The organism is Longispora sp. NPDC051575, from assembly GCF_040681875.1.
In the GTDB taxonomy this organism is placed as follows: domain Bacteria; phylum Actinomycetota; class Actinomycetes; order Mycobacteriales; family Micromonosporaceae; genus Longispora.
Genome location: NZ_JBFAZP010000005.1, coordinates 82,609 through 93,960, shown reverse-complemented (window position 1 = coordinate 93,960; position 11,352 = coordinate 82,609). Strand labels below are relative to the sequence as shown.

At 71.5% G+C, this 11,352-nt stretch carries 11 protein-coding genes; 6 read left to right on the top strand and 5 right to left on the bottom strand.

All coding sequences use genetic code 11. The features are described from left to right. Window positions 1–34: 34 nt before the first annotated feature. The 3 genes from AB0M43_RS14830 to AB0M43_RS14820 are packed head-to-tail and all read left to right on the top strand — an operon-like array spanning window position 35 to window position 2,898. Window positions 35–202, top strand: coding sequence for a hypothetical protein (locus AB0M43_RS14830; protein WP_363724767.1), 168 nt, complete (start codon window positions 35–37; stop codon window positions 200–202). 36 nt (window positions 203–238) lie between these two features. After that, complete coding sequence (locus AB0M43_RS14825; protein ID WP_363724765.1) at window positions 239–1,663, top strand: FAD-dependent oxidoreductase; 1,425 nt, start codon at window positions 239–241, stop codon at window positions 1,661–1,663. Next, entirely contained in the window at window positions 1,663–2,898 is a 1,236-nt protein-coding gene (locus AB0M43_RS14820; protein WP_363724763.1) for an MFS transporter, read from the top strand. The genes AB0M43_RS14825 and AB0M43_RS14820 overlap by 1 nt, the downstream gene beginning before the upstream one ends. A gap of 64 nt (window positions 2,899–2,962) precedes the next feature. Here the strand turns inward: AB0M43_RS14820 and AB0M43_RS14815 are convergent, their stop codons facing one another. The 4 genes from AB0M43_RS14815 to AB0M43_RS14800 all read right to left on the bottom strand — a co-directional run bounded on the left by AB0M43_RS14815 (window position 2,963) and on the right by AB0M43_RS14800 (window position 6,644). After that, complete coding sequence (locus AB0M43_RS14815) at window positions 2,963–4,741, bottom strand: S8 family serine peptidase (protein WP_363724761.1); 1,779 nt, start codon at window positions 4,739–4,741, stop codon at window positions 2,963–2,965. Between the two features lie 110 nt (window positions 4,742–4,851). Further along, window positions 4,852–5,082, bottom strand: a complete 231-nt coding sequence (locus AB0M43_RS14810; RefSeq protein ID WP_363724759.1) for a hypothetical protein — start codon at window positions 5,080–5,082, stop codon at window positions 4,852–4,854. Between the two features lie 141 nt (window positions 5,083–5,223). Beyond that, a complete protein-coding gene (locus AB0M43_RS14805) occupies window positions 5,224–6,156 on the bottom strand; it encodes a hypothetical protein (protein WP_363724757.1) in 933 nt (310 codons plus the stop codon). Next, on the bottom strand, window positions 6,153–6,644 hold the full coding sequence (locus tag AB0M43_RS14800) for a SigE family RNA polymerase sigma factor (protein ID WP_363724756.1): 492 nt from the start codon (window positions 6,642–6,644) through the stop codon (window positions 6,153–6,155). The genes AB0M43_RS14805 and AB0M43_RS14800 overlap by 4 nt, the downstream gene beginning before the upstream one ends. A gap of 186 nt (window positions 6,645–6,830) precedes the next feature. On the opposite strand from AB0M43_RS14800, the gene AB0M43_RS14795 reads away from it, so the two are divergent. After that, window positions 6,831–8,330, top strand: coding sequence for a SigE family RNA polymerase sigma factor (locus AB0M43_RS14795; protein WP_363724754.1), 1,500 nt, complete (start codon window positions 6,831–6,833; stop codon window positions 8,328–8,330). A 139-nt stretch (window positions 8,331–8,469) separates the two neighbouring features. Here the strand turns inward: AB0M43_RS14795 and AB0M43_RS14790 are convergent, their stop codons facing one another. Beyond that, window positions 8,470–9,195, bottom strand: a complete 726-nt coding sequence (locus AB0M43_RS14790) for a TetR/AcrR family transcriptional regulator C-terminal domain-containing protein (RefSeq protein ID WP_363724752.1) — start codon at window positions 9,193–9,195, stop codon at window positions 8,470–8,472. 90 nt (window positions 9,196–9,285) lie between these two features. On the opposite strand from AB0M43_RS14790, the gene AB0M43_RS14785 reads away from it, so the two are divergent. Both AB0M43_RS14785 and AB0M43_RS14780 read left to right on the top strand, forming a co-directional pair. Then, a complete protein-coding gene (locus AB0M43_RS14785; protein ID WP_363724750.1) occupies window positions 9,286–10,365 on the top strand; it encodes an alpha/beta hydrolase in 1,080 nt (359 codons plus the stop codon). 105 nt (window positions 10,366–10,470) lie between these two features. After that, window positions 10,471–10,938, top strand: a complete 468-nt coding sequence (locus AB0M43_RS14780) for a cupin domain-containing protein (RefSeq protein ID WP_363724748.1) — start codon at window positions 10,471–10,473, stop codon at window positions 10,936–10,938. The last annotated feature ends 414 nt before the right edge of the window (window positions 10,939–11,352 follow it).

The window sequence follows — 11,352 nt, the reverse complement described above, 5'->3', positions numbered from 1 at the left end:
TGAAGTTAGAGGAACGTCGAAACAAGGAGCGGTCATGTTCGCGATCATCCGCAAGCTCACCGAGGCCCGCACCGCCACCGTGGCCGCCGGGGTCAGGTTCTGCGAGGACTGCAACGACGCGGTCAGCACCGCCGCCCAGCGCGCGGAGGCCCGGTTCCAGCGGGCACACGACAAGGCCCTGACCACCGGATTCCGCTTCTAACCACGTCCGGCAACAGCCAGCGAGAGGCCCTCACCGATGAGCAGCACCGCACCCACCCCCGCCGGGCTTCCGGTCGTCGTCATCGGCGCCGGCCCGGTGGGCCTGGCAGCCGCCGCCCACCTCGCCGAACGCGGTCAGGACTTCCTCGTCCTGGAGTCGGGCCCCGCGGCCGGCGCCGCGATCAGCGAGTGGGGACACGTGCGGCTGTTCTCCCCCTGGCGGTACGACATCGACCCCGCCGCGCGCCGGCTCCTGGAGGCCGACGGCTGGACCGCCCCGGACCCCGGGAACCTGCCGACCGGGGGCGAGCTCGTCACCGACTATCTCGAACCCCTCGCCAAGCTGCCCGCCCTCGCCGGCAACATCCGGTACGGGGCGCGGGTCACCGGGATCGGCCGGGTGGGCATCGACCGGGTCCGCAGCCGGGGCCGGGAACAGGCGCCGTTCCTGATCCGCCTCGCCGACGGCACCGAGATCACCGCGCGGGCGGTCGTCGACGCCTCCGGTACGTGGCGCACCCCCAACGTCCTCGGCGCCACCGGGCTGCCCGCACACGGGGAACAGCGGGTCGCCCACCTCGTCGACCACGCGCTCCCCGACATCGCCGGAGCCGACCGCGACACGTTCGCCGGCAGGCACACCCTGGTCGTCGGCGCTGGCCACTCGGCCGCCAACACGCTCCTCGCGCTCGGCCAGCTCGCGACCGAGCGGCCCGGTACCACCGTGACGTGGGCGATCCGGGCCAGCAGCGCCGCCCGCTCCTACGGCGGTGGCGACGCCGACGCGCTGCCGGCCCGGGGCGCGCTGGGCACCCGGCTGCGCGACCTGGTCACGTCCGGCCAGGTGCGGTTGCTGACCGGCTTCGCCACCCACACCGTCCGGCCGGTCGCACGGGCCGGCGGCGACGGGGTCGAGGTCGTCGGCGCCGACGGGCGGACGGTCACCGTCGACCGGATCGTCGCGGCGACCGGGTACCGCCCGGACCACACCATCGCCGCCGAGCTGCGCCTGGACCTGGACCCGGTTCTCGGTTCCACCCGCGACCTCGCGCCCCTGATCGACCCGAACGAGCACTCCTGCGGCACCGTCCCCCCGCACGGCGCGGCCGAGCTCTCCCACCCCGAGCCGGGGTACTACGCGATCGGCGTGAAGTCCTACGGCCGCGCGCCCACCTTCCTGCTGGCCACCGGCTACGAGCAGGCCCGCTCCGTCGTCGCCGCGCTCGCGGGCGACTGGGACGCGGCCCGCGACGTCCAGCTCGAACTCCCCGAGACCGGGGTGTGTTCCTCGAACCCGGTCCCCGACGGGGCGGCCCCGGCGGAGTCCTGCGGCACGGGCGGCGGCTGCGGCACCCCCGCCCCGGTCGATGTCCGGCGCGGCCTGGCCACCGGAGTCTCCGGCGGGCTCCTGACCGGCTCCCTGCCACTCGTCGAGGCCACCGGTGGCGGCTGCTGCGGCTGATGACCACAGAGGACACGCTGGCCGCTGCCCCGCACCCGGGTGGCGGCCGGCCGCGCCCGGGCCACCGGGCACTGATCGGCGGGTTGGCGGTCACCCAGACCGTCGGCTACGGCGTGCTGTTCTACGCCTTCGCCGTCCTGCTCGCCCCGATGGGTACCGGGCTCGGCGCCTCGGTCACGCAGGTCACCGGCGCGCTCACCCTCGCCGTCCTGGTCTCGGCGGCCACGGCGATCCCGGTCGGGAGGTGGCTCGACCGGCACGGCGGGCGCTGGCTGATGACCTCCGGCTCCGTGCTCGCCACCGCAGCCGTCGTCGCCTGGTCACAGGTCCGGACCGTCGTCGAGTTGTACGCGGTGTTCGCCGTCCTGGGCGTCGCGGCGGCGATGGTGCAGTACGAGGCCGCGTTCGCGGTCATCATCCAGACCGTGCGGGCCTCCCGCCGGGCGTCGTCGATGCTGGCGGTCACCGTCGTCGCGGGCTTCGCCTCCAGCATCTTCCTGCCCCTCACCGGCGTGCTCACGGCCCACCTGCACTGGCGTACCGCGATCCTGGTCCTCGCCGGTGTGCACGGCCTGCTCACGGTGCCGATCCACGCCCTCGTCGTCCCCGCCGCCGGCCGCACCGGCCAGCGCGCACCGGCGGCATCCGGCGCGGTCCGACTCGCCCTGCGCGACCGCGGGTTCTGGCTCCTCGTCGTCGGCTTCTCGTTGCAGGGCGCGGCGATGACGACCGTCGCCGTGCACCTGGTGGCCTACCTGACCCGCCTCGGACACCCGGTCGTGTTCGCCACCACGACCGCCGGGCTCCTCGGCGTCCTCTCCGTCACCGGCCGCGTCCTCACCACCGGACTCCGCAGGTACGGCTCGACCGCCGCCATCGCCGCCGCCGTGTTCGTACTCCAGGCCGGGGCGGTGGCCGCCCTGCCCGTCCTCGGCGGGAGCCCGGCGGGCGCGGTCGGGTGCGTCGTGGCGTTCGGGCTGGGATTCGGCATCGCGAGCGTCACCCGGCCCGCGCTCAACGCCGACCGCTATCCGACCAGCGCATACGCCAGCATCTCCGGCGCGCAGAATCTGCCCGTCGTCCTCGCCAAGGCCTCGGCGCCCCTCGCGGCGGCCGCCGTGCTGACCGCCAGCACCAGCTACACGCCGGTCATGGTCGGCACGGCCGTCGCCTGTCTACTCGCGGCCGCCTGCCTGCTCGCCCTCGACCGCGCCCGGGTCACCGCCGCCCCCTGAATCCGCGACCTGCGGACACGGACCAGCCCGGGACCGGTGACGGCCCCGGGCTGGTGGGCGGAACCTAGAAGGTCAGGTTCCAGGAGTTGATGTACCCGGTGTCGGAGCTGTAGGTGTCCTGCACCTTCAGCTTCCACGTGCCGTTGGCCACCTCGGAGGAGGCGTTCACGGTGTACGTGGCCACCACGTTGGCCGCCGAGTCGCTCGTCGAGCTGTTCTTCAGCCGGTAGGTGGAGCCGTCCGGGGCGACCAGGTCGATGACGAGGTCACCGCGGAACGAGTGCTGGATGTTCACGCCGACCTTGAGGGTGGTCGGGGCGTTGCCGGCGCGGCCGGTGACCGCGATCGAGGAGGTGATCGCGGCGCCCGCGTCGGGGATGGTGACGTCGGCGGTGTTCTCGAAGTACCCGGCCGGGGTCGCGGTCACCGCGGTCAGGGTCGCCGTGGCGTCGGCGAGACCGGCTCCGCAACCGCCGGTGCACGTACCCGCCAATGGCCTTGCGTTGTTCTTGATCGCGGTCTCGATCTGGGCCGGGGTCAGCGTCGTCTTCGAGGCGATGAGCGCGACCAGGCCGGAGATGTGCGGGGCCGCCATGCTGGTGCCCTGGTAGGGCTTGTAGGTCTCGTTGCCGGGCGTGGTCAGGCCGGTGTTGAGGGTGGAGTAGATCGCGTTCTCCGGCGTCGTCACGGTGCCGGGCGTGTCGGTGGCCCGCCGGGTCTCGCCACCCGGGGCGGCGATGTCGATCTTGGCGCCGTAGTTGGAGTAGAACGCCCGGTTGCCCTCCCGGCTGCTCGCCGCCACGTTGATGACGTTGTTGCAGCTCGCCGGGTTGTAGTTCGCGGTGTCGTCGTTGGAGTTGCCGGCGGAGACCACCACGGTGGTGCCCCGGCCGACCGCGCCGTTGATCGCGTTCTGGTACGTCGCCGAGCACGCCGACTTGCCGCCCAGGCTCATGTTGATGACCTTGGCCGGGGTCGGGTTGGCCGGCACGCCGGTCACGGTGCCCCCGGAGGCCCAGGTGATCGCGTCGGCGATGTCGGAGGTCGCGCCGCCACACTTGCCCAGTACCCGGACGGGCTGGATCTTCGCGTTGTACGCGATGCCCGCGACGCCCTTGCTGTTGCCGGTGACGGCCGCGATGGTGCCCGCGACGTGCGTACCGTGCCAGGACGAGTCGGTCGGCTTCGCCGGCACCGGATTGCCGTTCGCGTCCGTGCCGCACTCGCCGGCCGTCGCGACCCAGTCACCCTGGTCGGCGGGGTTGTTGTCCCGGCCGTTGCCGTCGCGGGCCGCCGCCGAGGAGGTGATGAAGTCGTAGCCGGGCACGATGTTGGCGGCCAGGTCCGAGTGCGCGACGTAGCCGGTGTCGATGACGGCGACGGTCACGCCGGAGCCGGTGGCCGTGGCCCACGCCCCGGGCACGTTCATGCCGGCCGTGGCCTCGAACAGGTCCCACTGGGTGGCGAAGTCGGTGTCGTTCGGGTCGGCCAGCGGCTGCATGACCAGGTCGGGCTCGGCGTAGGCCACGTCCGGGTCGGCCCGGAAGCCGGCCAGCGCCTTGCCCAGGTCGTCACCGCGCAGGTCCACCACGACCCCGCCGGTGGCGAGCCGCCGGTTCACCTTCAGCCGCCGGCCCTTGCTGGCGCTGTCCTCGGCTGCCGCGACGTCCGAGCGGGACTCCGCCGCACCGGTCTTGTACCCGACGATGATCGACACGGCCTGCTGGCCGGCCGCGAGCGGGGTGACGGGTTCGGCTGCGGCCGGGAGCGCGGTGGTCAGAGCCGCCCCGGACAACAGGACGGCGCCGGCGACAGCCGCTGCCCTGAAGAGGTTTCTGCGCATAGCTGGGTCCTTCCGAGGGGAAGCAAGTGCGCAGACCCTGGCAGAGCATGGGTGAAGCCAGCCTGTGTTAATGCTTAAAAATTGATGAACCACCTTGTTTGTTGTTGCCGCTACTCCCAGTCCCAGCGCAGGCCGACGATCCCCGGGGGCGCGCCGGACGCCAACACGTGCGCGGCGTCCCGGCCGGCCATCGCGATCTCGGAAGTCTCCAGGTCAGGGCCGTCGAGCCGGTCCCGGACGAAGCGGAAGCACCGGACGGGCACGGTGCCGGGGACGAACCGGACCTCCAGCGACACCCGCACGGCCACCTCCCAGCCACCGACGTCACGACCACCGTCCATGAGATGGGGGCGATCGTCAATGGCTCACGGGCGGGACGGTGCGGGCGGTGCGGGCGGTGCGGGCGGTGCGGGCGGTGCGGGCGGTCGGCCCGGGTGTCCGGTGCGGGCGGCCGGTGCGGGCCGGACGCCCGGGCCTGGTTCTCAGCTGCGGAAGTCGACCCGCCAGTCCCCGCTCGCACCCTCCACGAGAATCTGCACAGTGACCTGCTGCCCCGGATCCACCGGCAGGCGGAGGCGTTCCCGCCAGTCCCCCGCCGGCCGACTGGCGGTGGCCCCGGTGTAGATCCAGCTCTCCACGCGGTGCACCTCCACCCCGTCGACCAGCACCTTGACGACGCCCGGCGTGTTCAGCTCCGCCCAGATGTACCGGGTGCTCTGCCACGTGACCGTCCGGCTCACCGAACGCCCCGGCGCGGCCGGATCCGAGTTGAGCACCAGCCAGCCCCTGCCGGCGCGCTCCACCGTCGTGAGGTGCGACGGCCTCGGGGGGAGCGGGAATTCGGCGACCGGTACCCGTTCCGCGACCGCCAGGCCGAACGTACCGACCTCCGGCGACGCCGACATCGTCAGCGTGATCTCCATGCGGTTGCCCAGCGGGGCCTTCAGGTTGGGATCGTCGAACCGCACCACCCCGCCGCCCTGGCAGGTCTTGTTGACGGACCGCCGGCCCACGTTCTCCCCGTCCACCGCGAGTTCGTACATGAGCTGCTGGCCGGCGGGGCAGCGGATCTCGATCCGGAACTCCTTCGTCGGGGTGTATTCCAACCGCAAGGACTGCTGCGGGTACGCCGCCTCGGCGGACAACACCACCCGGTCCCCGCCCTCGTACTCCAGGAAACCGTGCACCGTACGGGTCGGGTCGGGCTTCGGCACCGCCGGCTCCGGGGCCTGCCCCGGCAGGGTGGCCAGGACCAGCCCCAGGCCCGCGACCAGCGCCAACACGCACGCCGCTGCCTTCCCCTGCCGTCGACGCGCGACCTTCCCGCGCACCGCGGCCAGCCGGGGCCGGTGCGCGAGCCCCTCGGGCACCTCGGCGCGCTCGGCGAGCACACCCTTGAGATCAGACAGGTTCATCCCCGCGTCCCTTCCGCGACGAGAGCGTCGTCCACCCGGAGTTTCGCCAGCGCCCGACTGGCCTGGCTCTTGACGTTGCCGACGGAGCATCCGAGCACCTCGGCGGTCTGCGCCTCGGTGAGATCCTCGAAGTAGCGCAGCACCAGCACCGCCCGCTGCCGGCGCGGCAGCCGGCCCAACGCCTGCCACAGCAGGTCGCGGTCCTCACCGCCCGACGGGGCGAACCCCCGGTCCGGCAGCTCCGCCGCCGGCTCCTCGGCCCGCCACCTCCGCCGCCACCAGGAGGAGTACGTGTTCACGATGATCCGCCGGACGTACGGCTCGGGATCCCCGTGCACCCTGGACCACACCGGCCAGGCGCGCGCGAACGCGGTCTGCAGCAGGTCCTCCGCGTGGCCCCAGTCCCGGGCCAGCAGGTAGGCGGTCCGCAGCAGCCGGGCGGAACTGCCCGCCACGAACTCCTCGAACCCCACAGGTGCGTCCCGCATGGTCTTCCTCCCCGTTGTCGACACCTGGTATACCGGTCGGCCGGCGGAAAGGGTTGCACGCTCCGACGGGAACGGCCGCCCACCGTCGTACTCGGATGTGACGTGACCAACAGTGCCCCGTGGTAGAACCTTCCCGGCTCGCCGACCGGTACCTACAGGTGGGAGCCAACAGGAGGGCAAGGCGTGATGGACAGAGAAGTGGCGTTCGCGGAGTTCGTGGCGAGCCGGTCGCCCAGGCTACTCCGCCTGGCGTACGGGCTCACCCAGGACCACGCCCTGGCCGAGGACCTGTTGCAGACGGCGCTGGCCCGGTCCTGGTCGGCGTGGCGGCGGATCGTGGACGACCCGGAGCCGTACGTGCGCCGGGTCCTGGTGAACACGTACAACTCCTGGTGGCGGCGGTCCTGGCGCAACGAGCGACCGGTGGCGGTGCTGCCCGAACTCGCGCTGGCCGGTACACAGCGGGCGGTGGACGACCACGACGAGGTCTGGCGGGCGCTCGGCCGGCTACCCCGCCAGCAGCGCGCGGTGCTCGTGCTGCGCTACCTGGAGGACATGTCCGAGGAGCAGACCGCCCGGCTGCTGTCCCTGTCCACCGGCACGGTGAAGAGCTACTCGGCCAAGGGCCTGGCCAAACTGCGGCTGGACCCGAGCCTGCTCGGCCCCCGGCTGTCCGCCGCCACGGCCGCGCCGATGCCGGCCCGGCTGGACGAGGTCCGGGCGCGGGTCACCCGTCGCCGCAGGGGCCGGCTCGCGGCGGCCGGCGCGGCGGTGGCACTCGTGCTGGTACTCGTACTGGCCTACGCGGTCCGGCCGACGACCCGCGAGTCCCTGCCACCCACCCCGCCACAGCCGGTGCCGTCCGCGGGGCAGCGAACGGTCGGGCCACTGCCGGTGAAGGCCATGGACGTGCCGGGCTTTCCCGAGTTCGTACAGGGCTACCGGATCGTCACCGGCGTCCCGGCCGGCCCGGCGCCCATGAAGGGCCGGCCCCTGCTGACGTTCGTCTGGACTCCGACGACCCTCGACGCCCAGGTCTACTCGCTGTGCCCGTTCAGCCCGGCCTCACAGCCCTACTTCAGGGTGTACGCGAACGGGCACGAGGTCGGCACGGCCATGTGCCAGAACTACCGGGAGGCGGGCGTCCACCGACCCCAACGGTTGAATCCCGGCACCCTGGACGCGGCCGGGGTTCGGCCCGGACAGCCCGCCACCATCACGGTCGGGCAGGGCGACTACCCCACGATCGTCGGCACCCCGACGGTCACGCTGCCCCCTCGGCCGGCCGACCCGGGCACGATCGGCGTGGCCATCGGCGAGGCGATCCCGTTCGAGTTCGTCCCGCAGCCCGACCGCCCGGCCGACCTGAAGCCGCTGCCCACCCCGTCGAACCCCGCGCGCGTCCTGCGGGCCGGCACCCTGAGCACCACCGTCGTCTGGGGCCACGAACTGGTGCTGGCCGGATACTCGCAGACCCCGGGCCTGATCGAGATCACCGTCGACGGGAAGCCGCTGAACACCACGATGGCCTGGTGGAACTACAACGACGGGTACGTCAAGATCGGCACCGGGCCGAACTACTCGAGTCCCTCCCCGAATCCGCCGATCGGCGCGACCGTCACGATCCGGGTCGAGCCGCACTTCCTCACGGGGGACTGGTACGTGGAGATCGGGGACTCGTGGTAGCCCGCGCCACGGGTCGCGCCTGAGGCCCAGACGGCACATCTACGCCGCCCTGCTACTCGAGGTCGACCAGACGGTCGCGGAAGCCCCTGCGGCACTCCTCGCCCGCAACCGCGACCCCCGACGCAAGACGGCACAGGGACTAGTCGTGGGGAGCTCGCTCGATGAGCGCCTGGACCCCGTCGAGGATGCGGTCGAGGCCGAACTCCAGGGCGTCGGCGCCCGCTGGCTCGAACGCGCCGGCTGCGATGGCCCGGGTGAGGGCGGGGAACCGTTCGGCGTCGCGGTCGAGGCGTTCGGCGGTCAGCCGGCCCCATTCGCGGGCGTAGTCGGCGTCGAAGTCGGCGGATTGCTGGATGGTCACCCGGACGTGTCCGATGACCAGGAGGAAGGCCTGGTGTTGCTGGGCGTAGCTGAGCCCGGTCAGCTCCAGGGCCGCGAGGGCGGTGTCCATCCAGCCGAACTGGCGGGGTCCGGTGACGTGCCGGCGCAGTGTCGTGGCCTTGACGAGCCAGGGATGGGCCTGGTAGATCGCGCTTATCGCCCGTGCCCAGGCGGTGATCCGGGGTCGCCAGTCCGGGCCGGCGTCGGTCAGGTCGGGGCGTTCGGCGAGCACGACTTCCACCATCAGGTCGACGAGTTCGTCCTTGCCGGGGACGTAGCGGTACAGCGCCATCCCTGAGACGCCGAAGCTGGTGGCGACCTTCGCCATCGAGACGGCGTCGAGTCCCTCGGCGTCGGCCACGGCGACGGCTGCCTCGGCGATCCGTGCCGGGGTCAGCGAGGGCTTGGGGCCGCGGGTGGGCTGCCCCTGCTCGCCCCACAGCAGCGCGACCGTCGAGCGTGCGCCGCCTTCGGTCTTGGGCATGGCGATCCTTCCGGGTTGACGTCCGAGGAGAACTGTATATGATTCAAACAGTTCTGCTTCAGCCATAAACAGTTTAAGGAAGTAACAGTCATGATCGCCACCGTCGCCCTCGCCTCCTCCGCCCTCCTGGCGGCCCCGCTCGCCGCAGCCGCCGGCTACCGCCACCTCAGGCGCGCCGCCAACGCCCGCACCCTGCGCATCACCACACCGAACGGGATCGACGAGTCAGGCTTCGTGCGGATCGGCGGGATCGACCAGTGGGTGTCCGTCCGCGGCGACGACCGGCGCAACCCGGTGCTCCTGGAGATCCACGGCGGCCCGGGCGCGTCGAACCTGCCCTACAACACACGCACCCGCGACTGGGAACGCCACTTCACGGTCGTCCGCTGGGACCAGCGCGGCGCCGGCCGGACCTTCGGCCACGGCGGTCCGACCGGCCAGGGCGAGCTGACCCTGGCCCGGCTGGAGGCCGACGCGCTGGAGGTGACCGAGCACGTCCGTGCCCGCCTGGGCGTGGAGAAGGTCGCCCTGGTGGGCATGTCCTTCGGCTCCGTCATCGGCCTGCGCCTGGCCCGCCGCCACCCCGAGCTGTACTCCGCCTACATCGGCACCGACCAGAACATCAACGCCGGCGGACGCAACCGGGCCGCCTACCACGCACTCGTCGAACGCCTCACCACCGCCGGCAAGCACAAGGAACTGGCGGCGGTCACCGCGATGGGCCCCGACCGCGCGACCTGGACGGTCGAGCAGCACTCGCAGAACAACAAGCACACCGTCGGCTCCGACCCGCTGACCCTGTCCACCGTCAAGACGGTCGTCATGGGCTCGCTACTGACCTCGCCGAACCACGCACTGCGCGACATCGGCACCCTCATGAAGGGAATGGCCTACTCCGAACGGCTGCACCTGGAAGCCGTCCAGGTGGACGAGTGGGCCGAGGGGACCACCTTCCAGATCCCCGTCTTCCTCTTCCAGGGCGCACACGACGTCATCACACCCGCAGGGCCCGTCCGGGATTTCCACGACGCCGTGACCGCGCCGGTCAAGGACTTCGCCCTCATCGACGACGCCAGCCACTTCGCGGCGTTCCGCCATCCCGACCGGTTCCTGGACCTGCTCCTCACCAAGGTCCGCCCGACCCTGACCCGCGAGCCCGCGGCGTTCTAGCGCCGATCTTGAGCCGAGGTCCCCGCCCGTGACGCCCATCATGATCACTAGACCTCAAGTCCACGTGAACTCGCACACTCTGAGAACCGAAACGAAGGAGCCATCATGACCCTGGTACGCGCAGCCCACGCCGAAGTCCTCGACGCCGACCCGGCCAGCGTGATCACCCTGCTGCTGGACCCCGAACACACCGGCGGGGCGCTCACGTCCAACCGCACCCTGCTCAAGGACGGCAACGTCGGCGCACCTCCGCACCGGCACACAGCCTCCGGCGAACTGTTCTTCGTCATCGACGGCGCCCTCGACATGCTCGTCGACGACGAGGTCCACACCCTGCACGCCGGCGACACGATGTTCGTCCCGCCGGGCACCACCCACGCCTTCGCCCCCACGACAGGACACGACGCCGACTTCCTCGTCGTCATCACCCCGGGCAAGCCGCGCTTCGACTACTACCGTCTCCTCGACAAGGTGCACGTCGGTGACGCCACCTGGGACGAGGTCGGCGCGACCCAGGACCTCTACGACAACCACTACGCCGACAGCGACACGTGGGCCAACCGCAACGCCTGACCAGGTCAACCGTTCCATGACATCACTGAGGACGCTACGGAGGTATCGATATGCCGATGACGCCGACCTCCCACCGGGTCCGGGCTCATCATGCTCTGCGGTCGGGGCTGTCGCGCCGGTCTGTGGCGAGGGGTTCTGGGGCCAGCAGAAGGTAGAGGAAAAGGGTGAACAATATAGATGAACATCTGCCGATGTTCATCTATATTGCCTGTTCAGAGGGTGGGCCGCCAGGGGGTCGAACCCTGAACCCACGGATTAAAAGTCCGATGCTTTGAGCAGGAGTCATCGACGACGATTCATGGAAATCACCGATGACCAGCCACTTTGTACCTGAAATGCCTCACAGCCATCGCCGCTCTGGGCCTGTGGTCATCCTGTGGTCATCTTCCACCGCAGAAGACCCGCTCCAACCAG